This is a genomic window from Nonomuraea monospora (assembly GCF_039531895.1).
Taxonomy (GTDB): domain Bacteria; phylum Actinomycetota; class Actinomycetes; order Streptosporangiales; family Streptosporangiaceae; genus Nonomuraea; species Nonomuraea monospora.
Window position 1 is genome coordinate 11,964 of sequence record NZ_BAAAQX010000040.1, and the last position, 26,602, is coordinate 38,565.

The 26,602-nt window shown below is 70.8% G+C and carries 24 protein-coding genes; 11 read left to right on the forward strand and 13 right to left on the reverse strand.

Annotated elements, in window-relative coordinates:
- Positions 1-9: 9 nt before the first annotated feature.
- The 5 genes from ptsP to ABD331_RS48375 all read right to left on the reverse strand — a co-directional run bounded on the left by ptsP (position 10) and on the right by ABD331_RS48375 (position 3,811).
- Positions 10-1,671: a phosphoenolpyruvate--protein phosphotransferase gene (ptsP, locus tag ABD331_RS48355; RefSeq protein WP_344491606.1), complete on the reverse strand. Its 1,662-nt coding sequence runs from the start codon at positions 1,669-1,671 to the stop codon at positions 10-12.
- Positions 1,668-1,928, reverse strand: coding sequence for an HPr family phosphocarrier protein (locus ABD331_RS48360; protein WP_225271735.1), 261 nt, complete (start codon positions 1,926-1,928; stop codon positions 1,668-1,670). The genes ptsP and ABD331_RS48360 overlap by 4 nt, the downstream gene beginning before the upstream one ends.
- 116 nt (positions 1,929-2,044) lie before the next feature.
- Complete coding sequence (locus ABD331_RS48365) at positions 2,045-2,491, reverse strand: PTS sugar transporter subunit IIA (RefSeq protein WP_344491614.1); 447 nt, start codon at positions 2,489-2,491, stop codon at positions 2,045-2,047.
- Between the two features lie 10 nt (positions 2,492-2,501).
- Positions 2,502-2,738, reverse strand: a complete 237-nt coding sequence (locus ABD331_RS48370) for a PTS sugar transporter subunit IIB (RefSeq protein WP_344491617.1) — start codon at positions 2,736-2,738, stop codon at positions 2,502-2,504.
- A gap of 38 nt (positions 2,739-2,776) precedes the next feature.
- A complete protein-coding gene (locus ABD331_RS48375) occupies positions 2,777-3,811 on the reverse strand; it encodes an SIS domain-containing protein (protein WP_344491620.1) in 1,035 nt (344 codons plus the stop codon).
- Positions 3,812-3,926: 115 nt separating this feature from the next.
- Between ABD331_RS48375 and ABD331_RS48380 the strand changes: the two genes are divergently transcribed.
- The 4 genes from ABD331_RS48380 to ABD331_RS48395 all read left to right on the forward strand — a co-directional run bounded on the left by ABD331_RS48380 (position 3,927) and on the right by ABD331_RS48395 (position 8,260).
- On the forward strand, positions 3,927-4,667 hold the full coding sequence (locus ABD331_RS48380; RefSeq protein ID WP_344491623.1) for a GntR family transcriptional regulator: 741 nt from the start codon (positions 3,927-3,929) through the stop codon (positions 4,665-4,667).
- Between the two features lie 351 nt (positions 4,668-5,018).
- The gene (locus ABD331_RS48385; RefSeq protein WP_344491626.1) at positions 5,019-6,287 is read left to right on the forward strand and encodes a PTS transporter subunit EIIC; all 1,269 of its coding nucleotides are present in this window, start codon (positions 5,019-5,021) and stop codon (positions 6,285-6,287) included.
- A 130-nt stretch (positions 6,288-6,417) separates the two neighbouring features.
- The gene (locus ABD331_RS48390) at positions 6,418-7,713 is read left to right on the forward strand and encodes a PTS transporter subunit EIIC (protein WP_344491629.1); all 1,296 of its coding nucleotides are present in this window, start codon (positions 6,418-6,420) and stop codon (positions 7,711-7,713) included.
- Between the two features lie 178 nt (positions 7,714-7,891).
- Positions 7,892-8,260, forward strand: coding sequence for an Rv3235 family protein (locus ABD331_RS48395; protein WP_148439421.1), 369 nt, complete (start codon positions 7,892-7,894; stop codon positions 8,258-8,260).
- Positions 8,261-8,519: 259 nt separating this feature from the next.
- On the opposite strand, the gene secA is transcribed toward ABD331_RS48395, so the two are convergent.
- Positions 8,520-11,309, reverse strand: coding sequence for a preprotein translocase subunit SecA (gene secA, locus ABD331_RS48400; protein ID WP_344491634.1), 2,790 nt, complete (start codon positions 11,307-11,309; stop codon positions 8,520-8,522).
- 224 nt (positions 11,310-11,533) lie between these two features.
- Between secA and ABD331_RS48405 the strand changes: the two genes are divergently transcribed.
- Together ABD331_RS48405 and ABD331_RS48410 are read left to right on the forward strand one after the other, a co-directional pair.
- The gene (locus ABD331_RS48405; RefSeq protein ID WP_344491637.1) at positions 11,534-11,794 is read left to right on the forward strand and encodes an HGxxPAAW family protein; all 261 of its coding nucleotides are present in this window, start codon (positions 11,534-11,536) and stop codon (positions 11,792-11,794) included.
- 461 nt (positions 11,795-12,255) lie between these two features.
- Positions 12,256-13,473 (forward strand): winged helix-turn-helix domain-containing protein, encoded by a 1,218-nt coding sequence (locus tag ABD331_RS48410; RefSeq protein WP_344491640.1) that lies wholly within the window; start codon positions 12,256-12,258, stop codon positions 13,471-13,473.
- Between the two features lie 84 nt (positions 13,474-13,557).
- Here the strand turns inward: ABD331_RS48410 and ABD331_RS48415 are convergent, their stop codons facing one another.
- From ABD331_RS48415 to mtrA, 7 genes are all read right to left on the reverse strand, one after another.
- The gene (locus ABD331_RS48415; protein ID WP_043620599.1) at positions 13,558-14,256 is read right to left on the reverse strand and encodes a response regulator; all 699 of its coding nucleotides are present in this window, start codon (positions 14,254-14,256) and stop codon (positions 13,558-13,560) included.
- Positions 14,253-14,393, reverse strand: a complete 141-nt coding sequence (locus ABD331_RS48420) for a hypothetical protein (protein ID WP_344491645.1) — start codon at positions 14,391-14,393, stop codon at positions 14,253-14,255. The genes ABD331_RS48415 and ABD331_RS48420 overlap by 4 nt, the downstream gene beginning before the upstream one ends.
- A gap of 95 nt (positions 14,394-14,488) precedes the next feature.
- Positions 14,489-15,157, reverse strand: a complete 669-nt coding sequence (gene hpf, locus ABD331_RS48425) for a ribosome hibernation-promoting factor, HPF/YfiA family (RefSeq protein WP_344491648.1) — start codon at positions 15,155-15,157, stop codon at positions 14,489-14,491.
- Between the two features lie 630 nt (positions 15,158-15,787).
- Complete coding sequence (locus ABD331_RS48430; protein ID WP_344491651.1) at positions 15,788-16,459, reverse strand: ComF family protein; 672 nt, start codon at positions 16,457-16,459, stop codon at positions 15,788-15,790.
- Positions 16,460-16,559: 100 nt separating this feature from the next.
- Positions 16,560-18,287 carry an LpqB family beta-propeller domain-containing protein gene (locus ABD331_RS48435; protein ID WP_344491654.1) on the reverse strand — a complete coding sequence of 576 codons (1,728 nt, stop codon included), beginning with the start codon at positions 18,285-18,287 and terminating at the stop codon, positions 16,560-16,562.
- Entirely contained in the window at positions 18,274-20,019 is a 1,746-nt protein-coding gene (mtrB, locus tag ABD331_RS48440; protein ID WP_344491657.1) for an MtrAB system histidine kinase MtrB, read from the reverse strand. The genes ABD331_RS48435 and mtrB overlap by 14 nt, the downstream gene beginning before the upstream one ends.
- An 18-nt stretch (positions 20,020-20,037) precedes the next feature.
- Positions 20,038-20,715: an MtrAB system response regulator MtrA gene (mtrA, locus tag ABD331_RS48445; RefSeq protein ID WP_043620615.1), complete on the reverse strand. Its 678-nt coding sequence runs from the start codon at positions 20,713-20,715 to the stop codon at positions 20,038-20,040.
- A 422-nt stretch (positions 20,716-21,137) separates the two neighbouring features.
- On the opposite strand from mtrA, the gene ABD331_RS48450 reads away from it, so the two are divergent.
- From ABD331_RS48450 to ABD331_RS48470, 5 genes are all read left to right on the forward strand, one after another.
- A complete protein-coding gene (locus ABD331_RS48450) occupies positions 21,138-22,274 on the forward strand; it encodes a DUF7847 domain-containing protein (RefSeq protein ID WP_344491660.1) in 1,137 nt (378 codons plus the stop codon).
- On the forward strand, positions 22,271-22,915 hold the full coding sequence (locus tag ABD331_RS48455; protein ID WP_344491663.1) for a DUF4129 domain-containing protein: 645 nt from the start codon (positions 22,271-22,273) through the stop codon (positions 22,913-22,915). The genes ABD331_RS48450 and ABD331_RS48455 overlap by 4 nt, the downstream gene beginning before the upstream one ends.
- Positions 22,916-23,127: 212 nt before the next feature.
- Entirely contained in the window at positions 23,128-24,225 is a 1,098-nt protein-coding gene (locus ABD331_RS48460; protein WP_344491666.1) for a DUF4350 domain-containing protein, read from the forward strand.
- Positions 24,212-25,195, forward strand: coding sequence for an AAA family ATPase (locus ABD331_RS48465; protein ID WP_344491669.1), 984 nt, complete (start codon positions 24,212-24,214; stop codon positions 25,193-25,195). Before ABD331_RS48460 ends, ABD331_RS48465 begins: the two co-directional genes overlap by 14 nt.
- Positions 25,196-25,223: 28 nt before the next feature.
- The gene (locus ABD331_RS48470; protein ID WP_344491672.1) at positions 25,224-26,597 is read left to right on the forward strand and encodes a DUF58 domain-containing protein; all 1,374 of its coding nucleotides are present in this window, start codon (positions 25,224-25,226) and stop codon (positions 26,595-26,597) included.
- Positions 26,598-26,602: the final 5 nt, after the last annotated feature.

Sequence of the window (26,602 nt, forward strand, 5' to 3'; positions counted from 1 at the left end):
CTCCCCCGGCTACAGGCCCAGAGCGCCGAGTCCTGGCAGGTGAGCGCGGGCCTCCTCCCGCGCCTCGGCCGCCGAAGATCGGGCGCGTGCCGCGTCGGCCGCCGCCTCGCACTGCTCCAGCGTGTGCGCCGCCAGCCCCGCGCGTACGGCGGCCAGCGCGGAAGGCGCCATCGACAACGACGACACGCCGAGCCCGACCAGCACGCAGGCCAGCGCGGGATCGGCCGCGGCCTCGCCGCAGACCCCGCACGGCTTGTCCGCCCGCGCCGCCGCGTAGGCGGTGGTGGCGATCAGGTCGAGCAGGGCGGGCTGCCACGGGTCGTGCATCCCGCTCACGGCGCCGAGCTGGCGGTCGGCGGCGAAGGCGTACTGGCTCAGGTCGTTGGTGCCGATCGAGACGAAGTCCACCCTGGCCAGCAGGTCGGCGGCGCGCAGCGCGGCGGACGGGACCTCGATCATCACGCCGACGTCCGTCAGCCCCTTGTCGCGGCACTCCCCGGCGAACCAGGCGGCCTCCTCGGCCGTGGCCACCATCGGCGCCATCACCGACACCGCGCCGGCCGCCGCCAGCGCGCCGAGCTGGACGTCCATCACCTCGGGGTGCCGCGCGAACCTGCGCAAACCCCGCTCGCCCAGCGCCGGGTTCGGCTCGGCGGCCGCGGGCAGGAACGCCAGCGGCTTGTCGGCGCCGCCGTCGAGCGTCCGCACCACCACCTTGCCGCCGGGGAACGCCTCCAGCGCCGCCCGGTAGGCGCGCTCCTGCTCCTCGGCGGAGGGCGGGCCGGGCCGGTCGAGGTAGAGGAACTCGGTCCGGTACAGGCCGATGCCCTCGGCCCCCGCGGCCACGGCGGCGTCGAGCTCGGCCGGGCCGCCCACGTTGGCCAGCAGCGGCACCGGGTGCCCGTCGGCCGTGCCGCCCGGTCCCGTCCACGACGCGAGCGCGGCCTGCCTGGCCGTGGCGGCGCCGACCGCGTCGGCCACGTCGGAGTCGGCGGGCTCCACGCGTACGTCGCCGGAGGTGCCGTCCACCATCACCCGCACGCCAGGCGGGACGCTCGTCGCGCCCGGGCAGGCCACGACGGCGGGCACGCCCATCGCCCTGGCCATGATCGCCGTGTGGCTGGTCGGGCCGCCCTCCTCGGTGACGAACGCGGCCACGTCGTCCCTGGACAGCAGCGCGGTGTCGGCGGGCGCGAGGTCCTTGGCGACCAGCACGTACGGCTCCTCGGGCGCCACCGGCAACCCCGGCATGGCCTGCCCGTTGAGCAGCGCGATCACCCGGTCCCTGATGTCGCCCACGTCGGCGGCCCGCTCGCCCAGGTAGCCGCCGGAGTCCTGGAGCACGTTGCGGTACTTCGTGAAGGCCTCGAAGACCGCCCTGGGGGCGGCCAGCCCGCGGTCGATCAGTGACCTCACCTTCACGACCAGGCCGGGATCCCCGGCCATCAGCGCCTGCGCCTTGAGAATCTCCTCGGCCTCGCCGCCCGCCTGGTTGCCGCGGGCCTCCAGCTCGCCCGCGACCTGCGTGAGCGCGGCCATCGCGCGCTCCTTCTCCTGCTCCGCCTCACCGGTGTAGGTGGCGCCCTCGGGGGGTTCGGGCACAGAGACGGTCAGAACGTACGAGGGCCCGTGCCCGATGCCCGGGCTGACCCCCACCCCCCTGAGGTTCATGGCGTACTGGCGATCTTCGCCAGCTCGTCGAGCACCTCGTCGGCGCCCTCGCCCTCCGCGCTGATCACCACGGACTCGCCCTGACGGACGTCGAGCGCCATGATCGCGAGAATGCTCTTGCCGTTGACCGGCCCACCGCCGTGGGACTTCGTCACCGTGATGTCCATCGGGGCCAGTTTGGCCCGCTGGACGAACGTCGCCGCGGGGCGGGCGTGCAGCCCTACCTCCGCCGCCACGGTGACCTTGCGCTCACCCATCTTGCTGCTCCTCCTTCTCACACCGGTCCATACCGGCCGGACTTCATCCGTCATCGCGGTAAACACGGACAACCCGTTCATTGTGCCGGGTGAACCCGATCTCGGGCGAACGGCCGCTACCCCCATCTGAAGAGCTCGTCCCCGACGTGCACCGACCCCTCAGCTACCCCCGTAAGCTCGCCGGAAAGCGCGTCGAGCGCGACGACCGGGCAGACCGGCGATCTGCCGCCCGCCTCGATGGCCGACGGATCCCACGCCACCACCGGCTGGCCCGCGCTCACCCGGTCGCCCTCGGCGGCCAGGAGCTGGAAGCCCGCCCCCTTGAGCTGGACCGTGTCGATCCCCAGGTGCACCAGCACGCCCTTGCCGTCGTCCCCCACGATGACGTACGCATGCGGGTGCAGTTTCATTATCTTTCCCGCTATGGGGGCCACAGCCTTGCCTGGCCCCCGCAGCGGGTCGATCGCCGTTCCCGGCCCGACCATGCCCGCGGAGAACACCGGATCGGGCACGGCCGCTAGCCCCACAGCCGTCCCCTCCATCGGGGCGAGAACAGTCGTCATGGTCTCGCCCTCAGCCGATGACATCCTCGATGTCGCTGGCGATCGTGTCCGCCTCCGGCCCGACGACGACCTGCACCACGTTGCCCGCGGCCATCACGCCGTGGGCGCCCGCCGCCTTGAGCGCCGGCTGGTCGACCTTCGAGGCGTCGCGCACCTCCGTACGCAGGCGGGTGATGCAGGGCTCGATGTCGATGATGTTGTCGGCGCCGCCCAGCGCGGCGATGATCGCGTTCACGTCCGCCGCCATCCGGACCTCCCTAGGATTAGCACTCTGACCAGGCTAGATCAGTCGGTCTGGGTGACCTTGTTCAGGCCCCGCGGCGCGTCGGGGTCGATACCGAGCCGGCGGGCCAGCGCCTCGGTGAGAAGCTGCCCGGGGATGATCAGGCCCATCGGGGCCAGCCACTCGGGCAGGTCGGGGCCGTTCAGCGCGGCCGTGCCCGCCTGCGCGAGCGCGCCGCCGCCACCGATCGTGTACGCCGCCGCGCCCGCCGCCACCACCCGCTCGGCCAGCGCGACCGTGCCCTGCAACGTCGGGCTGTGCTCGGCGGCCACCAGCAGCGCCGGCGTGTCGGCGTCCACCACGGCGATCGGGCCGTGCAGCAGGTCGGCGTACGACAGGCCCATGGCGTGCAGGTAGCAGGCCTCCTTGAGCTTCAGCGCGGTCTCCAGCGCCGTCGAGAACGCCAGCCCGCGCCCGGACACCACCACTCCCGGCTTGTCGGCCAGCCCCTCGACCACGGCCTCGATGTCACCCGGCTCCGCGATCAGCTTCTCCACGGCCTCGGGCACCCGGCGCAGCTCGTCCACGTCCACGTCGGCGCCCAGGCCGATCGCCAGCACGGCCAGCGCCGCGAGCTGCGTCGTGTACGTCTTCGTCGCGGGAACGGCCTTCTCCTCGCCCGCCACCGTGCACAGGGCCACGTCGGCCGCCTGCGCCAGCGGGCTCCGCTCGCCGCCGTTGGTGACGCCGACGGTCCGCGCGCCGCAGTCCTTGGCCCAGGCCAGCGTCTCGACGATCTCCTCGGTCCTGCCGGACTGCGAGATGGCCACGGCCAGCACCCCGTCCAGGTCCAGCTTGCGCTTGTACGTGGTCGCGATCGAGGGGGCCGCCAGCGCGGACAGGCGTCCGGCGTGCGATTCGACCAGGTAGCGGCCGTACACTGCTGCGTTGTCGGAGGTGCCGCGCGCGATGAACAGCAACTGGCGAGTCTGCTCGCCCATGGCCCTGATCTCGTCGATCTTGGGGAGCAGTGCGTCCAGCGTGGCCCGCAGCGCGGTCGGCTGCTCGGCGATCTCGCTGCGCATCTTGGTGGTCATCTTCGGCTCATCCCTCGGGTTCAGACTTGACCGGCTTTCGCGACATGTGGTCTAGTCCGGACTAGACCAGTACGAACCATAGCCCATTGCCCAGGTAGAGACGAGGGGAGGATCCGTGGCGCACATCGATCCGGACAGCCCGGTGCCCAAGTACTTCCAGCTTCGCGAGATCCTGCTGGACCTCATCGACAGCGACGAGTTCGGCATCGGAGCGGCCATCCCGTCCGAGCGCGAGCTCTGCCAGCGCTTCGGCCTGTCCAGGATGACCGTACGGCAGGCCGTCGACCACCTCGTGTCCGAGGGACGCCTGCACCGCGTGCCCGGCAAGGGCACGTTCGTGGCCCGGCCGAAGATCGAACTGGCGCTGCAGCTCACGTCGTTCACCGACGACATGCGGGCGCGGGGCATGATCCCCGGCTCGCGCGACCTCGACCGCCGCGTCGTGCGGGCGAGCGCGCACCTGGCCAAGGAGCTGGGGATCCAGCCGGGCGAGGAGGTGCACTTCATCGAGCGCCTGCGCACGGCCGACGGTGAGCCGCTGTCCATCGAACGGGCCCACATCCCGGTCAAGCTCGCCCCCGACCTGGCCGACCACGACTTGTCCGACAAATCACTGTATGAGCTGCTGGAGCGGCGCTACGGGCTCGTCATGGACGCCGGAGAGCTCACCATCGACGGCGGCATCGCCGACCCCAGCGACGCCGACCTGCTGAAACTGGCGCGCGGCGGAGCCGTGCTGCTGCTGCAACGGCGGTCGTTCTCCGGCGGGGTCTGCGCCGAACTGGGCGTCTCCACCTACCGCGCCGACCGCTACCAGCTACGCACCATCCTCGAAATGCCCGGCCGCCGTGGCTGACCCCACCCCTCCCCCGCCCCCCGCCCTCCCCTTCTCCCCCTCCTCTGCCCTTCCCTCCTCCTCTGCCCTTCGCCAAGCGCGGCTTCTGAGCCCCGCCCCTGACCCCCGCCCCTGAGCCCCGCCCCTGACCTCCACCCCACCCAGCGCGGCCCTTGAGCCCCGCCCAGACCTTCGCCCAAGCGGGGCCCTTGAGCCTCGCCCCGATCTCCGCCAGACTTCGGCCGCCGAGCCGTCCCGTCCGGCGCCTCACATGACTCCTGGCACTTCCACGCCTTGGAGGAACGCCCGGTGAATGAGCACGTGAACGAAACCCCCTCTGCCACCGCCCGGCCTTCGCCGTTCGCTCGCGTGATGACCGTGCTCCAGCGGCTGGGCCGCTCCCTCATGCTGCCCATCGCCGCGCTGCCCGCGGCCGCCCTGCTGCAACGCTTCGGCCAGCCCGACATGCTCGGCTCCAACGGCGCCGAGCCGGGCGGCCTGGCCGACGTCGCGGGCATGGCCTGGATGAACGAGGTCGCCGCCGTACTGGCCGCCGCCGGCGCGGCACTGTTCGACAACCTGCCGCTGCTGTTCGCCGTGGGCGTCGCGATCGGCTTCGCCCGCAAGTCGGACGGCTCCACCGCGCTCGCCGCCGTGGTCGGCTACCTCGTCTTCGACCGGGTGACCAAGGTCATGTTCTTCGGCTCCGACATCAGGGACACCGTCGCCGTCAGGGTGGCCGACGCCCAGGGCATCAGGGAGATCGTCGACAACGGCGTCCAGAACCCCACCAAGGTGCTCGGCGGCATCGTCATCGGCCTGGTCACCGCCCTGCTGTGGCAGCGCTTCCACCGCATCAAGCTGCCCTCGTGGCTGGCCTTCTTCGGCGGCCGGCGCTTCGTGCCCATCATCACCTCCATCGTGGCCCTGCTCCTGGGCGTGGCCTTCGGCTGGCTCTGGCCGGTGATCGGCGAATGGATCCGCCACGCCGGCGAGGCCCTGGCCGCCATCGGCCCCATCGGCACCGGCATCTACGGCCTGATCAACCGCCTGCTCATCCCCCTCGGCCTGCACCACTTCGTCAACTCCGTGGTCTGGTACGTGGTGCCGCAGTGCGACGTCGGCGGCAAGGTGCTCGGCGGCGACTGGAACTGCTACTTCGGCGGCGCCCCGCACTCCGGCCAGTTCATGGCCGGCTTCTTCCCCGTCATGATGTTCGCGCTGCCCGCCGCCGCCCTCGCCATGTGGCGCGCGGCCCCCGCCCACCGGCGCGCCACCGTGGGCGGCATCATGCTGTCGGCGGCGCTGGCCTCCTTCGTCACCGGCATCACCGAGCCGATCGAGTTCGCCTTCATCTTCGTGGCGCCGCTGCTGCTGGTCGTCCACGCCATCCTGACGGGCCTGGCGATGGCGCTGACCACGCTGATCGGCGGGCAACTCGGCTTCGGCTTCTCCGCCGGCCTGCTCGACCTGCTCCTGAACGCCAGCAAGTCCAACACCGAGAACCTGCCCGGGATCCTCGTCCTGGGCGTGGTCTACGGCGCGGTCTACTACGTCGTGTTCACGTTCCTGATCCGCAGGCTCAACATCATGACACCGGGCCGAGAACCCGAGCCCGACCTCGACTCAGGCGAAACCTAGCACCACCGAACGGGCCACGCCCCCACCCGCCCGAGCGGGCCGCGCGTCCGGGCGTTTCCCGGAGATCCACTGCGGGGTAGTGATCCCCTGAACCCCCACGTCCGGCACTTCCGCGGGGGTGACCACGGCCATGCAGCGACCGGCCCCGCCACCGCGTCACTCGTCCTGGGCCCAGCCGGCCTTCGCCGTGCTGCAACGCATCGGCCGCTCCCTCATGATGCCCATCGCCGTCCTCCCCGCCGCCGGCCTCCTCTACCGCTTCGGCCAGGACGACCTGCTGGGCGCGTCCGGCCTAGGCGGCACGCTCCCCTGGCTCCTCCCGCTGGCCAGAGTCATGGCGGCGGCAGGCGGCGCCCTGTTCGGCAACCTGCCGCTGCTGTTCGCCGTAGGCGTCGCGATCGGCTTCGCCCGCAAGTCGGACGGCTCCACCGCGCTCGCCGCCCTGGTCGGCTACCTCGTCTTCGATCACGTGACAAAGACTCTCTTCTTCGACGCGGGCAGCGGCGCCGTCCACGCCAAGGTCACGGTGATCCTCCACGACGGCAGCCCCGCGCTCGACCTGGGCGCCCCGAACCCCACCGGTGTCCTGGGCGGCATCCTCATCGGCCTCACGGCCGCCCTGCTGTGGCAACGCTTCCACCGCGTCAAGCTGCCCTCGTGGCTGGCCTTCTTCGGCGGACGCCGCTCCGTCCCGATCATCACGGCCGTCGCCGCCCTGCTGCTGGGTGTGCTGTTCGGCCTGCTGTGGCGTCCGATCGGCGACTGGCTGGAGGAGGCGGGCGACTGGCTCTCCGCCCACGGCACGGCCGGGACCGGTATCTACGGCGTGGCCAACCGCCTGCTCATCCCCATCGGCCTGCACCACTTCCTCAACACCATCGTCTGGTTCACGGTCCCGCAGTGCCACGCGGGCGTGAACGGCGCCACCCGGGACGCGACAGGCGACCTGAACTGCTACTTCGCCGGGGAGCAGGGCGCGGGCATCTTCATGACGGGCTTCTTCCCCGTCATGATGTTCGGCCTGCTGGGGGCCGCGCTGGCGATGTGGCGCGCCGCCCCGCCGGAGCGCAGGAAGGCGGTCGGCGGCATCATGCTGTCGGCCGGGCTGACGGCCTTCATCACGGGCATCACGGAGCCGCTGGAGTTCGCGTTCATCTTCGTCGCCCCTGCGCTGTTCGCCGCCCACGCCCTTCTGACCGGCGTGTCGATGGCCGTGATGGCCGAGTTCGGCGCCCGGCTGGGCTTCACGTTCTCGGGCGGCGCCATCGACCTGCTGCTGAACGCCAGCAAGTCCAACACGCACGGCCTCGGCCTGGTCCTCTGGTTCGGCCTGGCGTACCTGCTGCTCTACTACGCCCTGTTCACGGCGCTGATTCGGTGGCTCAAGCTGCCCACCCCCGGGCGCGAGCCGTCCGAACCGCACTAAACCCCGCCGCTCCCGCGCCCGAAAGGCCCGGCACCCCCGCCAACTTGCGAAAACTTTCCCCGCAAAGATGGACGAACTCCGGCCTCAGCCTTACAAGCTGGTGCCTTTTGTATTCCTGAGCCGGACCGAAAACTCCTTCTATTGACTCTTTCTTCCAGGTAGAGAATCGGAGAAGCCCATGTTCCCGGAGATCGATGGCGCCCTCGCACTCAACGCCTTGACCTGGGGGCCGCCAGGCGCTCAACCCGACGAGCGCAAGCTGCGCCACCTCACCCAGGCCCTGGCGGAGGTGCTGGCCGGCCGCCGCCCGCCCCAGATCCTGGCCGACCGCCTCACCGAGCGCGCCTACCAGGACCTGGTACGGGCGGGCCGGATGATCCACGCCAGCCGCCCGCCGTTCACGGGCAGCGTGCACATGAAGCAGCCCACGGACGGCGCCATCGAGATGTGCGCGCTCGTCCACTGCGGCGACCGCAACCACGTCCTGGCCCTGCGCCTGGAACGGCACGGCAGCCAGTGGCTATGCACCGAATTCGAAACAGCCTAACGACCGCACGGCCTCGCCCCTCGACGCCCTCCTAGACCGGCCGGGCACCCCTCCGCCACGGCCCCACCGCCTTCCGAATGGCCCGGCACCCCTCCGCCACGGCCTCATCCCTTTCGAGCGGCCCAGCACGACCTCACCCCGCCCTCCCAGAACGGCGGACCGGCCCCCTCCCGATGGCCAGCCATCCTCGTCCCGAAAAAGGCGGGACCCCCACCTCCGAATCCCGGAAGTGGGGGTCAGAATCGCCTGGGACGCGTCGTCAGGCGGCGTTCTTCGGGTCGCCGTGGCAACGCTTGTACTTCTTGCCGGACCCACACGGGCACGGCGCGTTACGCTCCACGTTGCCGTACGCCGCCCGCTCGGCCTGCGTCGTACGAACCCGCACGTGCTCGACCTCGCCCTGCTCACCAGGAGCGGAGTACTCCAGCTCAGCCGGCCGCTCAGGACCGCGCAGCCCGCGCGCGATGATCGAGCGGGTCTCCGCGAGAACCGCGTCCTCCTCCTCGACGATCGGGTTCTCCTGGACCTCGACCTCGAGGTTGAACAGGAAGCCGACCGAGTCCTCCTTGATGCCTTCCAGCATCGCGGTGAACATCTCGAAGCCCTCGCGGGCGTACTCGATCTTCGGGTCCTTCTGCGCGTAGGCCCGCATGCCGATGCCCTCGCGCAGGTAGTCCATCTCGTAGAGGTGCTCGCGCCACTTGCGGTCGAGCACGGAGAGGATCACGCGGCGCTCCAGGTCGCGCATGGTCTCCGGGCCGAACTCCTCCTCGCGCCGGTCGTAGGCGGCCAGCGCGTCGGCCTTGATCTTCTCGCCGATGAGCTCGGCGGACAGCTCCTCGCGGCTGCCGGCCTCCTCGACGACGTCGTCGATCCGGACGGAGACGGGGTAGAGCTCCCCGAACGCCTTCCACAGCTTGTCGAGGTCCCACTCCTCGGCGAAGCCCTCGGCGGTGGCGCCGGCGACGTAGTCGTCGATGACCTCGCCGATGAAGCCGCGCACCTGCTCGTGCAGGTCGGCGCCCTCCAGCACGCGGTGGCGCTCGGCGTAGATGACCTTGCGCTGGCGGTCCATGACCTCGTCGTACTTCAGAACTTCCTTGCGGATCTCGAAGTTCTGCTGCTCGACCTGGTGCTGGGCGGAGGCGATCGCCTTGGAGACGATGCCGGACTCGATCGGCTGGTCGTCGGGGATCTGCAGCCTGGTCATGATCATCTCGACCCTGGCCGAGTTGAACAGGCGCATCAGGTCGTCGCCGAGCGACAGGTAGAAGCGCGACTCGCCGGGGTCGCCCTGACGGCCGGAACGGCCGCGGAGCTGGTTGTCGATGCGGCGCGACTCGTGCCGCTCGGTGCCCAGGACGTACAGGCCGCCCAGCTCGGTGACCTCGTCGTGCTCGGCCTTGACCGCCGCCCTGGCCTTCTCCAGCGCCTCGGGGTAGGCCTTCTCGTACTCCTCCGGCGTCTCGACCGGGTCGAGCCCGCGCTGGCGCAGCTCCAGGTCGGCGCGGAACTCGGAGTTGCCGCCGAGCATGATGTCGGTGCCTCGACCGGCCATGTTGGTGGCGACGGTGACGGCGCCCTTGCGGCCCGCCTCGGCGATGATCGACGCCTCGCGCGCGTGGTTCTTCGCGTTGAGCACCTCGTGCGGGACGCCGCGCCGCTTGAGCGCCTTCGACAGCCGCTCGGACTTCTCCACCGACGTGGTGCCGACGAGCACCGGCTGCCCGGCCTCGTAGCGCTCCTTGATGTCCAGCACCACCGCGTCGAACTTGGCGTCCTCGGTCTTGTAGACCACGTCCGGCTGGTCCTTGCGGATCATCGGGCGGTTGGTGGGGATCGGGACGACGCCCAGCTTGTACGTCTGGTGGAACTCGTTGGCCTCCGTGGCCGCCGTACCGGTCATGCCGGCCAGCTTGCCGTAGAGGCGGAAGTAGTTCTGGAGGGTGACCGTGGCGAGAGTCTGGTTCTCGTCCTTGATCTTCACGCTCTCCTTGGCCTCGATGGCCTGGTGCATGCCCTCGTTGTAGCGGCGGCCGTGCAGGATGCGGCCGGTGAACTCGTCGACGATCAGGACCTCGCCGTCGGCGACGATGTAGTCCTTGTCCTTCTTGAACAGCTCCTTGGCCTTGAGCGCGTTGTTCAGGAAGCCGACGAGGTGGGTGTGCTCCGGCTTGTAGAGGTTGTCGATGCCGAGCCAGTCTTCCACCTTCTCGACGCCGGCCTCCAGGATGCCGACCGTGCGCTTCTTCTCGTCGACGATGTAGTCGCCGGTGCTCTCCTCGCCCGGGTTCTTCGCCTCGACGCCCCTGCGCAGCCGGGGCACGATCTTGGCGAACTCCTGGTACCACTTGCCCGACTGCTCGCCGGGGCCGGAGATGATCAGCGGCGTACGGGCCTCGTCGATCAGGATCGAGTCGACCTCGTCGACGATCGCGAAGAAGTGGCCCCGCTGCACGCACTCGTCGAGCGACCAGGCCATGTTGTCGCGCAGGTAGTCGAAGCCGAACTCGTTGTTCGTGCCGTACGTGATGTCGGCCTCGTACTGCTTGCGGCGCTCGTCGGGCTGCTGGCCGGAGACGATGCAGCCGACCTCCATACCGAGGAACCGGTGGATGCGCCCCATGGTCTCGGCGTCACGCTTGGCCAGGTAGTCGTTGACCGTGATGACGTGCACGCCCTTGCCGGCGATGGCGTTGAGATAGGACGGCAACGTACAGGTCAGCGTCTTGCCCTCACCGGTCTTCATCTCGGAGATGTTGCCCAGGTGAAGGTTGGCACCGCCCATGATCTGCACGTCGTAGGGCCGCTGGCCGAGCACGCGGCGGGCCGCCTCGCGCACGGTCGCGAACGCCTCGGGAAGCAGATCGTCGAGGCTTTCGCCGTCGGCATGGCGCTGCTTGAACTCGTCCGTCAGCGCACGCAACTCCGCGTCGGACAGGCTCGTGAAGTCGTCCTCGATGGAGTTGACCTGGTCTGCGATCCGCTTGAGCTTGCGCAGGATCTTGCCTTCGCCGGCACGTAGGATCTTGTCGAGAATGGCTGCCACTTTATGTAAAGCTCCTCGCAGGTCTACCCCGGCGGCGCCGCCAGGAGGAGAGGCCGAGACAAACTTCCCCGTAGCCCATCGTAGGCGGTTCCACAACCAGACACAGCCACCGTGACGACGAGGGCGCAGAACCCGTCTGGGAGAATGGGCGCAAGGCAGAGGGTATGCCGGTGGAGAGCCGGCTCGCACCAATAGCGCGATAACCGGCAAAGGAAGGATTTGTCATGGTTGAGGGGAAGAAGTCGGAGCATACGGAGAATCTCGGCAGCCACGGAGGGCGCGCGTCTTCGTGGCTCGCGGTGACCGTCATGCTGGTGGGAACCGTCCTGGCCGGCTTCGGCCTGACGGCCTCGAACTGGACGCTCGTCTGGATCGGCGCCGGGTTGTTCGTCGTCGGCGGCATCCTCGCCCTCGTCTTCGACATCTTCACCGACGTCGTCATCGACGCTCCGCGGGTGGGCATGCGCGCTGAGGATCACCGCTAGACCGCACGCTCAGACCACACGCTTCCGACGGCGGGCGCCCGGCCACGGGCGACCCGCCGTTCGCCTGCCGGGCACGAACGACGCCCCCTTACCGGGCTTGCGCGGCCCTCCCCTGACTTGCGCGGCCCTCCCCTGGCTTGCGCGACGCCTGCCCAACCCGTCCGGCATGACACACGCGCGCTTCGGCGCGACGCATAGCCCGGCGCGGCGCACGTCCGGCGCGACGCATGGCCTGGCACGACGCATGGCCGGGCGCTCCGCATGGCCTGGCGCTCTGCACGTCCGATATGACGCATGGCCCGGCGTTACGCACGTCCGGCACCGCGCATGAAGCCCAGCCCCGCCCTGCGCCGCACACGCCATCACCACGCACGCACACACGATCGAGACGCACGCCCGGCCGATTCTGTCGGTCCCCCTCGCTAGATTGCTCGCATGCATCGCCATACGGAGCCGCGGGCATGACCGGCGTGACCGACCTGACCCCCGACGAAGCCCGCCGGATCATCCTGCGCTCGCAGGGTTTCATCGGCGCAGACGCCCGCAAGGGCGGCGTGCACGCCATGCTGCGCAAGCTCGGCGCGATCCAGCTCGACACGATCTCGGTCCTGGCCCGCTCCCACGAGCTGGTCGCCTACGCCCGCCTCGGCGCGGTGGGCCGCCCCAAGGTCGAGCGCGCCTACTGGCACGACCCCGCCCAGAGCTTCGAGTACTGGTGCCACGCCGCCTGCATCCTGCCCATCGAGCACTGGCCGCTCTACTCCTTCCGCAGAAGGGCCTACCGCGAGCGCCGCTACCGGTGGCACGAGGTGCCCGACAACGTGGAGAAGCTGCTCGACCAGGTCCGCGAGTCGGGCCCGTTGACGACCTCCGACGTGGGCGGCGCCAAGAACGGCGGCCCCTGGTGGGACTGGTCCGACTCCAAGATCGGCCTGGAGTGGCTGCTCGACATCGGCGAGCTGGTGTGCAGCCGCCGCGTCGGCTGGCGCCGCGTCTACGACCTGGCCGAGCGCGTGGTCCCCGCCGACCTCCTGGCCGAGGACCTGTCCGACGAGGAGTGCATCGTACGGCTGGCCGGCGTGGCCGGGCGCGCCCTGGGCGTGGCCAACCGCACCGACCTGCTCGACTTCCTGCGCCTCAAGGGCCGTTACGCGGCGATCCTCGACGAGGTCCTGCTCAGCGGCGCGGCCGGTCTGGTGCCCGTGGCCGTCGCCGGCTGGCCGGGCAAGAAGGGCCTGGCCAACGCCTGGGCGTCACCCGAGGGGCTGGCGTCCGAGCCGCGCGGCCGGCACCGCACCACGCTGGTGTCGCCGTTCGACTCGCTCATCTGGCACCGGGAGCGCACGAGGCGGGTGTTCGGCTTCACCTACACGCTGGAGCTCTACGTACCCAAGCACAAGCGGGTGCACGGCTACTTCACGATGCCGGTGCTGGCCGGGGGGCGGCTGATCGGGCGGGTGGATCCGGCGCGCGAGGGGTCCACTCTGGTGGCCAGGCAGCTCAGCCTGGAGCCCGGCCTGTCGCCCGCCAAGTGGGGGGACGCGCTGAGCGAGGCTCTGTGGTCGGCGGCCGAGTGGGTGGGTTGCGACGCCGTGCGCGTTGAGCGTGCTGACCCGCCTGAGCTGCTTCCCCTCCTGAACGCGACCCCCGCGCACCGGGCCTCGGCGATCGGGGGCTGAGCTGGGGGATGGCCTCGCGGGGATGCGCACCGCCCACCAGCGCCCCGCAACGAGAGCATCCAGCCCCGCCACGGAGCGCGCAGATCAGGTGATCTCGAGCATGCGCTCCCGCACCGCGTAAACCACAGCCTCCATCCGCGAGTGCAGTTGCAGCTTGTCGAGGATGTTCCGCACGTGGTTCTTCACGGTGTTCTCGGAGATGAAGAGCTGCTTGGCGATCTCCCGGTTGTTCATGCCCTTGGCGACCAGCCGCAGCACCTCCATCTCGCGGTCGGTCAGCCGCGGGACCGGAAGCTGGGGCGGGCGCTCGGCTTCCTTGCGGCTCATGTTGGCGAACTCGCTGATGAGCTTGGCCGCCATCGCCGGGTTGATTAACGACTGGCCTTCGTGCACGCCGCGCACCGCGGCCGGGACGTCGTTGATCTGGACGTCCTTGAGCAGGTAGCCGGTGGCTCCCGCCTTGATGGCCTCGAAGAGATCCTCTTCCTCGTCGCTCACCGTCAGCATGATGATGCGGGTGCTCGGGACGGAGGCCTTGATGCCCTTGGTCGCCTCGATCCCGTCTTGCCGGGGCATGCGTACGTCCATGAGGGCGACGTCAGGCATGAGGCGATCGGCCAGTTCGACCGCCTCCTGCCCGTCGCTCGCCTCACCGACCACCTCGATGTCAGGCTCGGCAGCCAGCGCCAGCGCCAGGCTCCGCCGGATCAGCTCGTGATCGTCGACGATCAGCACGCGGATCGGCTCGCTCGCCTGAGCGCGGGCCTCGCCGGACTCGGTCACGAAGCCTCCTTGGGGTGCTCCGTGACGACCAGCCTCGTGACGACCAGCATCGTGACGGGCAGCCTCGTGACGGGCAGCCTCGCGCCTGCCGTTGCCTCGCTTCGCTCGCTCATCCCTACCTGACTGAGCTCGCTCACGTCTCCTCCTCGTCGGGGGGCCAGAGCCGTCTGAACCGCCATGATGGCATGTACCCGCGGTTCTCGGGTGGTCGAGAAGATCTTTTAGCGCGCGATCAGGGCTCTACGAGCCGCAACACGCCGTAGTTGTAGCCGCGTCTGTTGTAGACGACGCACGGCTGGCCGCTCTCCTTGTCACGGAACAGGTAGAAGTCGTGTCCTACCAGCTCCATCTCCAGCAGGGCCTGGTCGATGGTCATGGGTTCGGCTCGGTGGTACTTCTCCCGGACGATGAGCGGGCCGTCGCCGTCCATCTCGATCGGGACGATGTCGTCGTAGAGCTGGTCGCTCTTCTGCTGCAGCTCGTCCTCGTCGGGTTCGGCCTGCTTGGGGACGTCGGGCTGCTTGAGTGGCGCCAGATCGGCAGCGTCAGGGAGCGTCGCGGTGATCTCGGCCACCGAGGGTGGGCAGTGGTTGCCGTGGTGCACCTTGCGTCGGTCGGCCAGCCTTCTGAGGCGGCCTTCCAGTTTGTCGAGGGCTAGATCGAGGGCTGCGAATCGGTCGTCGGCCGAGGCCTCGGCGCGGATGGCCGGCCCTCGGGAGTGAATGGTGAGCTCGACACGCTCGCGCTGTCCGGCGAGGCGCGGATTACGCTCTTTCGACACCTCCACATCAACTCGGATGAGTTTGTTGTCCAGACGTTCGATCCTGGCCAGCTTGGTCGTCACGTGGTCTCGGAACCGATCACTTACTCCTGTGTGCCGGCCCTTGACGATGATGTCCATGCAACAGCCCCCCTTCGGTCTAACGACTGAGCAAGAGCGCCCGACGACGACGTGCGCGTCGGACGGGGTCGATTGGCTGCCTTCCTGTCACGGTTACCCTCTTCCGACATTGCGCCACCGGGAACTCGGAAGGCACCCGCCCGGCCGACCTGGTCTTCGACCCCACATCCGCCTGCTGAGGATTTCGCAGCTCTGTTGCCACTACTGCCCTTCTCTTCTGACGGGGGACATCTGGACCCCCGGGAAGGCAGGACTTACCCCTAAGCCGCACCGTGATCGGTCGACAAAGAGTCGCCTTACGTGGACCGTTTTGCCTGCGGCTGGCATCGGCTAGCAGAGCCGGGGACCCCGACCCTGCGCAACCACGGACCCGAACGGGTGCCATGTAGGAACGCTATCCGCATCCAGCACGAATGTCAGCCGGGGCCTCTCCAGGAGGATCACGGTACGTGATGTCCACCTGGGGGGTAAGCGCATTCCGGTGCCCCATTTAACCGATCGGCAACCCTTATGCGTGCGGGGCTCCCGCTCACTGAGCAGTGCGGGTACCCGTCTAGGGGAAGTGACATGTGACCTCCTGGCTAGGATCCCGATTTGGATCTTTCTTTACCCAACGTGACCATGACGATTTCAAGATCTTCGGCGTGTCGCGCCCGCCGTCACCGACAGCGGCACCGCGATACCCGCAGCTCGCAGGGCCCGGGCGGCCTCGGTGAGGGTGGCGCCGGTCGTCACGATGTCGTCCAGGAGCAACGCAACGGGCGCTGGAGGGCCGTTGGCGGCGGGCAGGACCTGGAGTGACCCTGCGAGGTTGGCGGCTCTCAGAGAGCGACTCAGGCCCGCCTGGTCGGCCACCCGCCTGCTCTGGCCCAGCCCGGCCCACGCCTCGGCCCCCGCCCCGAGCGCCCGCAGCCTGGCGGCCACCAGCACCGCCAGTCTTCCCACCGGGTCGTGGCCTCTGCCCCGGACGCTGCTGCGGGCACTGGGGACCGGGACGACGGCGAACCGGCCGCCCGCCCAGTCGCCCAGGGCCATCAGGACCGTGCGGGTCAGCGCGTCGGCCAGCACCCCGGCCAGTGCCACGGCTCCCCGCTCCTTGTACGCGACGATCATCCGGCGCACGGCGCCCTCGTACGGCGCCGCCGACCAGCAGTCGGGCAGACCGGGCGGGCTCGGGACGGGGCCGCGCCTGGCGGGGGCACGGGTGAGGGACCCGAAGCAGCGGGGGCAGCACGACGCCCCCTTGGCGCCGCAGCCCGCGCAGGCCGGGGGAAGGACGAGGTCCAGCACGACGTTCAGCACGGGCCTCAGCATGCCGGTCGCCACCGACAGTTTCCGGGCGGTGACGAAAAGCGAGGGACCGCCCGGCACAAGGGCGCAGGCACGGGGCCGATCAGCAGGGTCAGCCCAGCGGGAACACCGGCGTCCCCGCGTCGGTCTCGACCTTGACGTCCCAGGTCTGCCGATCCTGGCTCAACACCATCAGCTTGGTCCCGTTCCCGGTCGTGACGTCGGCCAGCACCTGATCCTGGAACGCCGCCACCGACTCCAGCCGATCCTTCAACGGCACCCCCGTGGTCTCCCCGTCCCCCACATTGATCTCGTTGAGCGTCTGCCCGGCCGTCCCCTGCACCAGCACGAGCAGGCGCTCGTCGTCCAGCCAGGCGATGTCGCGGATCTCGTTGCCGGTCTCGGTCGTCATCAGGCTCTGCAGGTTGGCCAGCTTCGTCCCGGCCTCGCCGGTCAGCGCGCCGATCTGGACGGTGTTCTCGCCGGTGGTCACCGCCACCCGCACCCCGTCCCTGGCGATCCTGAACTGGTTGACGTCGAGCTTGTCCAGCTCGCCCGGCACCTCGACGGGCTCCACGCGCGTCCTGGCCGGGTCGTACTTGAGCAGCACGCCGTTCTTGCCGTCGTAGGTCCACAGGGACCCGTCCCTGTTCCAGGTGGGCGGCGTCAGTTCGGTGCCCTGGACGACCTCCTGCCAGGCCGCCTCGGGCGCGAGCCCGGCGACGGAGATTCCGGTCGAGGTGCGGGCGGCGATGAGCGGGTTGGGGCCGGCGGAGACGGCGAAGTGGCTGTAGCCCTCGCGCTGCTCGCCCGCCGCGCCCGCCACGGCGCCTCCCGCGCCGTCCTTGGTCAGGTAGTGGACGGCGCCCTTGTCGACGTAGTACGCGCTGTCGCCGACCTCGTCGTCCAGCCACTGGTCGTCGGAGTCGGGCCGGTCGACGGTGTAGGCCTCGCCGTCCACGAGGATCTCGATGATGCGGCCCTTGGCGATCTCGTTCTTGTTGAGGCTGTTCCTGATCTGGCCCCTGAGGGTCTCCTCGGCGCTCAGGTCGAGCGTGTCGAGCGGCCCGGAGAGGTTGATGATCACGCGGTCCTCGCCTGCCCTGATCGACTCGATCTTGGTGTCGGCGGGGAGGCTGGAGGTGACGGCGCCGCGCAGGCCCTCTGTCGGCGGCTTGAGCAGGCGTTCGAGCACGGTCTGCGCGAACGTCTCCGTCGTGTTGAGCCGCAGGCGCACCCGGTCGACGACGAGCCGGTCCTGGGTGCTGCGGTTGACGTAGTAGAGGTTGGTCGGCCGGTACGCGCGCGCCACGTCCGACTCGGTGAGCACGAGCCCGGCGGGCAGGTTGCTGACGCGGTACCCCTCAGGCATCTTGACCAGCTCGAACGTCCGCTCCCACGGCCCGGCCGTCGGCTTGTAGGAGTCGTCCTCGTTGATGAGGGCCACCCAGTTCCCCTTGAGCCCGACCTTCATCGCGGTCTCGGACTCGCGCGGCGGCGGCACCCCCACCTCGTACGCGTCCTGGATCACCGTCACGGGCCCGGCCGCCGACCACTTGGCCCGCGCCTCGGCCGTCAGGTACTTGGGCAGGATCGACGGGTCGTCGGCGTAGGCGGCCATGGCGGCCTGCAGGCCCCTGATCGTGTCCTCGACGCCCCATCCGGGCTGCGGCGGGATGGCGATCATGCGCTGGAACGGCTTGTTGAGCGGGTCGCCTGCGCCCTGGTCGTTGCCGACGGTGTACGGGCCGGTCACGGGGATCACGGTGCAGCCCGAGCCGCCGAACGCCGCCGCGGCCACGATCGCCAGCGCGGCGGCGGCGCGCCTACTCCTCGTCATGCTCGGCTCCGTCCCCGGAGGCGGGCAGCAGGACGGGCGTCATCGCCGTCCGCCAGGTGCGGCGCATCTCGATCTCGGGCGGCACCAGCGACAGCGGCGAGCCCTTGAGGTCGACGCCCGCGCTTCTGGGCAGCGTGAGCCTGAACTGGGAGCCCTCGCCGGGCTGACCCCACGCCTGGAGCCAGCCGCCGTGCAGGGCGGCGTCCTCGCGGGAGATGGCCAGGCCGAGCCCGGTGCCGCCGATGGTCCTGGCGCGGGACGGGTCGGCCCGCCAGAAGCGGTCGAAGACCATGGTGTCCTCGCCTGCCTTGAGCCCGATCCCGTGGTCGCGCACGGCGACGGCCACGGCGTCGCGGTCGGCGCCCACGGTGACGACGATGTCGCGGCCCTCCCCGTGCTCGATGGCGTTGAACAGCAGGTTGCGCAGGATGCGCTCGACTCGCCTGTTGTCGATCTCGGCCACGCAGGGCTCGTTGGGCAGCCTCAGCTCGAAGCGGGTGCCGTGCCGCTCGGCCAGCGCCTCGGAGTCGCCGATGGCGCGCAGGACGACGTCGCGGATGTCCACGGGTTCGAGGTCGAGCGTGGCGGCTCCGGCGTCGTAGCGGCTGATCTCCAGCAGGTCGGCGAGCATCGACTCGAACCGTTCGAGCTGGGCCTGCATCAGCTCGGCCGAGCGGGCGGCCATCGGCTCGAAGTCCTCGCGGGCGTCGTAGAGCAGGTCGGCGGCCATGCGGACGGTCGTCAGCGGCGTGCGCAGCTCGTGCGAGACGTCGGAGACGAACTGCCGCTGCACCTGGGACAGCTCCTCGAGCTGGTGGATCTTGAGCGCCAGGTTGGCGGCCATCTCGTTGAACGAGTTCGCCAGGCGGGCCAGGTCGTCCTCGCCGCGCACCTTGAGCCGTTCGTCCAGCCTGCCGGAGGCCAGCCGCTCGGCGGCCTGGCGCGCGAGCCGGACGGGTGTGACGACCTGGCGGGCGACGAGGTAGGCGATGGCGGCCAGCAGCAGGACGAGCCCGAGCCCGACGACGACGATGGCCAGCCGGACGTTGGACAGCAGCTCCTCTTCCTCGTCGAACGGGAAGAAGTGGTAGACCTCGTAGGTGCGGCCGTTGGTGGGCAGGTGCACGATGCCGCCGACCACGTACGTCAGCCTGGGCTGGCTCTGGCCCCGGAAGGTGATCACCTGCGTGAAGCCGGTGACCTTGTCCCACTTGTACTCGCGGATGTTGCGCTGCAGCGTCATCCGGAGCGTGAGAGGCACGTCGGCGGGCACCACGCTGCCCGACGCCCGCGACTGGCCGGGGGTCGTCAGGTTGAGCACCAGCACCTCGTAGCGCTTCTCCGAGCCGTTCTCGCCGGAGCCGGTGACGGTGTTCATGACCTCGTCGAGCAGGTTGCCCCCGCCCTGCTCGCCGCCGTCGGCCTGCTTGGCGGGGTCGTCGGTCTCGGGGGTCAGCGCGTCGAGTATCTGCAGGCGGTCGGCGGACGCCTCGCTGGCGGCGGAGCGCTGGCTGCTGTCCACGACCGACTTGTTGATCTGCTGGAACAGGAACGTGCCGAGCACGACCACCACGATGACGGAGATCACCAGCGTGCTGGTGACCACCTGGAGCTGCAGCGAGCGCCGCCAGACGCTGCGGATCCTGCCCGCCGCACGCAGAAGCCGCCGGCGGACGCCGCCGAGAATCTGGCGGAACGTCCGTCTGCGGGCTCTCTTCTTCGTCGGGGGCACGGCGGGGAGAGGCGAGGGTTAGGCGGGACCGGCTTTGTAGCCCACGCCACGGACCGTCACGACGATCTCGGGGTGCTCGGGGTCCTTCTCGATCTTGGCCCTGAGCCGCTGCACGTGCACGTTGACCAGGCGGGTGTCGGCGGCGTGCCGGTAACCCCACACCTGCTCCAGCAGGACCTCGCGGGTGAAGACCTGGCGCGGCTTGCGGGCCAGGGCCACCAGCAGGTCGAACTCCAGCGGCGTGAGGTTGATGGTCTCCTCGCCGCGCTTGACCGAGTGGCCGGCCACGTCGATCGTGATGTCGCCGATCTGGAGGATCTCGGGGGTGGGCTCGTCGGTGCGGCGCAGCCGCGCCCGCACCCTGGCCACCAGCTCCTTCGGCTTGAACGGCTTGACGATGTAGTCGTCGGCGCCCGACTCCAGCCCGAGCACGACGTCGATCGTGTCGCTCTTGGCGGTGAGCATGACGATGGGAACCCCCGACTCAGCCCTGATCCGGCGCGCGACGTCGATGCCGTCGGCCCCCGGCAGCATCAGGTCGAGCAGAACCAGGTCCGGGCGTGTATCCCGGAACGCGTCGAGGGCCTTGTCGCCATCGGAGACAAAGGACGGCTCGAAGCCTTCCCCCCGCAGCACGATCCCCAGCATCTCGGCGAGAGCGGCGTCGTCGTCGACGACCAGCACGCGACCTTTCATGGCCCCTCATTCGTTCTACGCATTGTGGGACATACCCGCACGATCGCTGAAGGTTACCCTTGGTTGACCCATGAGTGTGACCTGAGCCCTGCAAAAGGCGAATTTTAGGTCCGCCCCCGCGACCGCAATCTCAGTCTGCGGTAACAGAGCGACTTTCGGCCATCCCTGACCGCGAACCTTGCCCGGATTCCTCCGTGAATGCGGGCAAGATGAGGCGGCGAATCCTCTCCGTGACACCAATGCCCCGCCCAGCGTGCCAGGATTGGGATATGTCAGACGGTCACGGTCCCACGCCCGAGACGCCATCAGGCTGGTCGGCCGAACAGCCCCCGCCCTACAGCGCCCCGCCGGCCTCCCCGTGGACCGCCCCCGGCGCGCGACAGCAGGCTCCCAGCGGACAACACAGTGGACAGCCTCCGTACGTGCCGCCCGCGCAACCGCAGCACCAGCAGCCGCCCCCGCAGCCGCCTTACGGGCACGCGCCGCAGACACCATATCCGCAACAGCAGCCGGGATACGGCTACATGCCGCCGCCGGCGCTCCGCCCCGGCATCATCCCGCTGCGCCCGCTGGGTCTCGGCGACATCCTGGACGGCACGATCAAGCTGATCCGGTCGAACCCGAAGGCCGTGCTCGGCCTGTCGGCCGTGGCCGCCCTGCTCGCCTCCGTGCCCGTGGCCATCGGCCAGGCGTTCCTGCTCGACGCCATGCCCAGCCCGCTCGACGACCCCGCGAGCTTCGCCACCGCCGAGAGCGAGCTGACCACCGTCTCCGGCGTCCTCGGCCAGTACGCCGGCACGCTCATCTCCTCCGCGATCTCGTTCGTCGTCGTGACCGTGCTGACCGGCGTGCTGACCCGCATACTCGGCCGGGCCGTCTTCGGCGGCAACATCAGCGCCGGCGAGGCCTGGCAGCTCGTCAAGGGCCGGGTCCCCGCGCTGTTCGGCGTGGTGGGCATGATGGCCGCGATCATGATCGTGCCGCTGATCGTCTTCGTGCTGCTCCTGGTGGCGATCGCGATGAACGCCTCCGACTCCTCCGCGCTCGGCTGGATCGCGGGCCTGACGATCCTGTTCCTCATCGCCTACGTCGCCTACTACCTGTTCTTCAGGACGCGCTTCGCCTTCGCCTCCTCGGCCGTGGTCCTGGAGGGCCGCGGCCCGGTCGACGCGATGCGCCGCTCCTGGCACCTGGTGACCGGCGACTTCTGGCGGGTGTTCGGCATCCTGCTGCTCACCTCGATCCTCGTCGGCCTCGTGGCGAGCCTGCTGACGATGCCGTTCACGCTGGGCGGCACCCTGTTCGGAATGTTCGGCGCCAGCTCGGCGGCCACGACCATCGTGACGGCCGTGCTGATCGCGATCGGCGGCACGCTCGGCGCGATGTTCACCTACCCGTTCGAGGCCGGCGTCGCGGGCCTGCTCTACGCCGACCGGCGGATGCGCAGTGAGGCGTTCGACCTCGTGCTGCAGACGGCGGCCATCGAGCAGCAGCGGCAGGGCTGGGTGCACGCCTCCGCCGACGAACTGTGGCACCCGTCCAACTCCGCCAGGTCGTGAGCCCGATCGACAGGGAGGAGGCCGCGCGCAGGGCCGCGGAGGAGCTCCTCAAGCCGGAGTACCAGAACGAAGCGCTGTTCGACCGGATCTACCGGTACGTCATGCAGTTCCTCGGCGACCTCGTCGACACGGCCGGAGGCGGCGGCTCGGCGGGCGGGATCATCGCGGCCATCGTGATCACGCTGATCCTCCTCGCGCTGATCGCGCTGATCGCGTGGCGGCTGCGCAAGACGGCCCGCAGGAACGCGCTCGCGCCCGGCGCGCTGTTCGGCGCCAGGGCGCTCAGCGCGGCCGAGCATCGGCAGGCGGCCGAGCGGCTGGCCGCGGAGGGCCGCTGGACGCAGGCCGTCCAGGAGCGGCTCCGCGCCATCGCCCGCGACCTGGAGGAACGCGCGCTGGTCGACGGCATGCCCGGCCGGACGGCCGACGAGCTGGCCGCCGAGGCTGCGGTGTCGCTGCCGGCGTTCGCGCAGGAACTCGCGGCGGCGGCCCGCTCGTTCGACGACGTGACGTACGGCGGGGTGCCGGGGACACGGGAGGCTTACGAGACGATGACCGGCCTCGACGAGCGCCTGCGCCTGGCCCGGCCGGCGCCGCTCGCCACGGGCGCCGGCACGGCGGCGGGTGAGGGCCGGGCATGAGCGCCACGACCCCCCAGTCGCCTCCAGGCCAGACTCCCGGGCAAGCTCCAGGCCAGACTCCTGGGCAGGCTCCCGGGCAGACTCCCGGGCAGGCCCCAGGCCAGACTCCTGGGCAGGCTCCAGGCCAGATTCCTGGGCAGACTCCCGGGCAGGCTCCGGGGCAGTCCCGTCCGACCTCCCCTACCGCCCGCTCCGCCTGGCGTTCCAGCCGCATGATCGTGCTGCTCGGCGCCGTCGTGGTGCTCGTGTCGATCCTGGGCGTCCTGCTCGGCCCCGAGCAGACCCCGGCCCGCTACCTCGACCCCGACGACACCTCGCTGTCCGGCTCCAAGGCGCTGGCCGAGTTACTGCGCGACCGCGGGGTCACCGTCGACCGGGTCGACTCCGTCGAGGCCGCCGCCGCCAAGGCAGCCACGGGCGACCGGCTGCTGCTGATCACCGACACCACCTACATCGACGAGTTCGACCTGGCCAGGATCCCCGGCGACCGGCTGGTCATCGGCGGCGTCTTCGGCCTGGAGGCGCTGGCCCCCGGCGTGCGCGTGGAGCCGGTCGGGGAACGGGTCCGCTCCCGCGAGCCCGAGTGCGGGCTGCCCGCCGCCACCGCCGCGGGCAGCGCGTTCCTGGGCGGCGCGCCGCTGCGCGGCCCGTCCGGCTCGACCGCCTGCTATCCGGCGGGCGACGGGCACGCGCTGGTCAGCTTCCCGTACGCGAGCGGCGTCATCACGGTCGTCACCGACGGCGACTTCATGACCAACCAGCGCCTGGCCGAGGACGGCAACGCGGCCCTGGCGCTGAACCTGGTCGGCACGGGCAAGGCCGTCACCTGGCTGGTGGCGCCGGAGACGCCGCCCGCCGTCGCGCTGCCGGGCGAGCGCGGCAAGTCGATGTACGACCTGATGCCGCCCGGCATCCGCTGGGCCGTCTACATGGCGATCATCGCCGTCCTCGTGACCGCGTTCTGGCGCGGCAGGCGGCTGGGGCCCGTGGTGACGGAGAAGCTGCCCGTCATCGTCAGGGCCGCCGAGACGGTCGAGGGCCGCGGCCGGCTCTACCGGGCCAGGCGGGCCAGGGAGCGCGCGGCCGACGCGCTGCGCGCGGGCACGATCGACCGGCTCACCCCGAGGCTGGGGCTGGCCTCGGGCGCGGACCGCCAGGAGATCGTCCCGGCGCTGGCCGCGCGTACGGGACAGGACGCGCAGCAGGTCGGCGCGGCACTCTACGGCCCACCACCGGCGGACGACGCGGGGCTCGTCAGGCTCGCCGGATATCTGGACTTCATGGAGAGGCAGATCAGTGAACACCGATGAGACATACCGGGTGCCGGCCGGCAACGGCGACTCGGCCAGGGAGGCGCTCGGCGCGCTGCGCGCCGAGGTGGCCAAGGCCGTCGTCGGGCAGGACGCGGTCGTGACGGGGCTGGTCATCGCGTTGCTGTGCAGGGGGCACGTGCTGCTCGAAGGCGTGCCTGGCGTGGCCAAGACGCTGATGGTGCGCACGCTGTCGTCGGCGCTGTCGCTGGACTTCAAGCGGGTGCAGTTCACGCCCGACCTGATGCCCGGTGACGTGACGGGGTCGTTGATCTACGACGCGAAGACCGCGGAGTTCGAGTTCCGCGAGGGCCCGGTGTTCACGAACCTGCTGCTCGCCGACGAGATCAACCGTACGCCGCCGAAGACGCAGGCGGCGCTGCTGGAGGCGATGGAGGAGCGGCAGGTCAGCGTGGAGGGCGCGGCCCGCGCGCTGCCCGACCCGTTCGTGGTGTGCGCGACGCAGAACCCCGTCGAGTACGAGGGCACCTACCAGCTCCCCGAGGCCCAGCTCGACCGGTTCCTGCTCAAGCTGACCGTGCCGCTGCCGCCGCGCGAGCAGGAGATCTCGGTGCTCGAACGGCACGCCCGCGGCTTCGACCCGCGCGACCTGTCGGAGATCAAGGCCGTCGCCACGGCCGAGGACCTGGCGGCGGGCCGGGAGGCGGCGGCGCAGGTGCACGTGGCGCCCGAGGTGCTCGGCTACATCGTGGACGTGGCCCGCGCCACCAGGAACTCCCCGTCGCTGCAGCTCGGCGTCTCCCCGCGCGGGGCCACGGCGCTGCTGGCGGCCTCGCGGGCGTGGGCGTGGCTGTCCGGCCGCCCGTACGTCACCCCTGACGACGTGAAGGCGCTGGCCAGGCCCGCGCTGCGGCACCGCGTGCAGCTCAGGCCCGAGGCCGAGCTGGAAGGCGCGACCGCCGACGGCCTGCTCGACGGCATCCTGGCCTCCGTCCCGGTCCCGCGTTGACGGCCGCCACGGGAAGCGGGGTGCGGGAATGGCTCTGACGGGACGCGCCGGGCTGGTCGCGGCGGTCGGGATCGTGGCGGTGCTGCTCGCGCCGCGGCCCGGCGCCGCGCTGGCCGGGGTCTGCCTGCTGCTGGCCGCCGGGATCCTGATCGACCTGGTGTTCGCCGGGGCCGTGCGCCCGCTGCGCCTGCACCGCTCCGGCGACACGCTGGTGCGGCTGGGCCAGGAGGCCACGGTGGAGCTGGTGGTCGAGAACCCGGGCGGCCGGCGCGTGCGCGGCCTGCTCAGGGACGCCTGGCCGCCCTCCGCGAACGTGCACCCCCGGGTCGCGAAGCTGGACGTGCCCGCCGGGGAACGCCGCAAGCTCGTCGTCACGCTCGCCCCGACCAGGCGCGGCGACCGCTCGTCCGTGGCGATCACCGTCCGCTCGGTCGGCCCGCTCGGCCTGGCCGCCCGCCAGGGCAACCACCAGGCACCCTGGACGGTGCGGGTGCTGCCGCCGTTCCTGTCGCGCAAGCACCTGCCGTCCCGGCTGGCCCGGCTGCGTGAGCTGGACGGGCAGCACCCGGCGCTGGTACGCGGGCAGGGCACCGAGTTCGACTCGCTGCGCGAGTACGTGGTGGGCGACGACGTGCGCTCCATCGACTGGCGGGCCACCGCGCGCCGCCACGACGTCGTGGTGCGCACCTGGCGGCCGGAACGCGACCGCCGCGTGCTCATCGTGCTCGACACCGGCCGTACCTCCGCCGGGCGGGTGGGCGCCGCGCCGATCCCCATGGCGGGGGCCGAGGCGGGCGGCGGCGGGCTGTTCCTGCGGCCCGACCCCCGGCCCGCGCCCGGCTGGCCGCGGCTCGACTGGTCGATGGACGCCGCCCTGCTGCTGGCCGCGCTGGCCGCCAGGGCCGGCGACCAGGTGGACTTCCTGGCCTACGACCGGGCCGTACGCGCCTGGGTGAGCGGGGCCTCGCGCACCGAGCTGCTGTCGTCGCTGGTCAACGTGATGGCGCCGATCGAGGCGGAGCTGATCGAGGCCGACTCGCAGGGCATGGTGGCCGCGATCCTGTCGCGGGCCAAGCGGCGCTGCCTGGTCGTGCTGCTCACCGACCTGAACCCGGCGGCCCTGGACGAGGGCCTGATGCCGGTCCTGCCGCAGCTCTCCTCGCGGCACCTGGTGCTGGTGGCCGGTGTCTCCGATCCGTCGGTCGCGGCCATGGCGGGCCGCCGGGGGTCGGTGGACGAGGTGTACGACGCGGCGGCGGCCGAGCAGGCCCAGCTCGGGCGCAGGCGCATCACGGCCAGGCTGCGGCGGCACGGGGTCGAGGTCGTGGACGCGCCGCCGGAGGACATCGCGCCCGCGCTGGCGGACGCCTACCTGGCACTGAAGGCCGCCGGCCGCCTCTAGAGGAA

What these genes read in the sequence shown, in the direction of transcription:
- ABD331_RS48375 (WP_344491620.1), bottom strand. Translation starts at nt 3,811, where the DNA reads ATGACCACCAAGATGCGCAGCGAGATCGCCGAGCAGCCGACCGCGCTG.
- ABD331_RS48405 (WP_344491637.1), top strand. Translation starts at nt 11,534, where the DNA reads ATGGTTGAGGGGAAGAAGTCGGAGCATACGGAGAATCTCGGCAGCCAC.
- ABD331_RS48385 (WP_344491626.1), top strand. Translation starts at nt 5,019, where the DNA reads ATGACCGTGCTCCAGCGGCTGGGCCGCTCCCTCATGCTGCCCATCGCC.
- mtrA (WP_043620615.1), bottom strand. Translation starts at nt 20,715, where the DNA reads ATGAAAGGTCGCGTGCTGGTCGTCGACGACGACGCCGCTCTCGCCGAG.
- ptsP (WP_344491606.1), bottom strand. Translation starts at nt 1,671, where the DNA reads ATGAACCTCAGGGGGGTGGGGGTCAGCCCGGGCATCGGGCACGGGCCC.
- ABD331_RS48460 (WP_344491666.1), top strand. Translation starts at nt 23,128, where the DNA reads ATGATCGTGCTGCTCGGCGCCGTCGTGGTGCTCGTGTCGATCCTGGGC.
- ABD331_RS48395 (WP_148439421.1), top strand. Translation starts at nt 7,892, where the DNA reads ATGTTCCCGGAGATCGATGGCGCCCTCGCACTCAACGCCTTGACCTGG.
- ABD331_RS48390 (WP_344491629.1), top strand. Translation starts at nt 6,418, where the DNA reads ATGCAGCGACCGGCCCCGCCACCGCGTCACTCGTCCTGGGCCCAGCCG.
- hpf (WP_344491648.1), bottom strand. Translation starts at nt 15,157, where the DNA reads ATGGACATCATCGTCAAGGGCCGGCACACAGGAGTAAGTGATCGGTTC.
- ABD331_RS48470 (WP_344491672.1), top strand. Translation starts at nt 25,224, where the DNA reads ATGGCTCTGACGGGACGCGCCGGGCTGGTCGCGGCGGTCGGGATCGTG.
- ABD331_RS48365 (WP_344491614.1), bottom strand. Translation starts at nt 2,491, where the DNA reads ATGACGACTGTTCTCGCCCCGATGGAGGGGACGGCTGTGGGGCTAGCG.
- ABD331_RS48410 (WP_344491640.1), top strand. Translation starts at nt 12,256, where the DNA reads ATGACCGGCGTGACCGACCTGACCCCCGACGAAGCCCGCCGGATCATC.
- ABD331_RS48370 (WP_344491617.1), bottom strand. Translation starts at nt 2,738, where the DNA reads ATGGCGGCGGACGTGAACGCGATCATCGCCGCGCTGGGCGGCGCCGAC.
- ABD331_RS48360 (WP_225271735.1), bottom strand. Translation starts at nt 1,928, where the DNA reads ATGGGTGAGCGCAAGGTCACCGTGGCGGCGGAGGTAGGGCTGCACGCC.
- ABD331_RS48435 (WP_344491654.1), bottom strand. Translation starts at nt 18,287, where the DNA reads ATGACGAGGAGTAGGCGCGCCGCCGCCGCGCTGGCGATCGTGGCCGCG.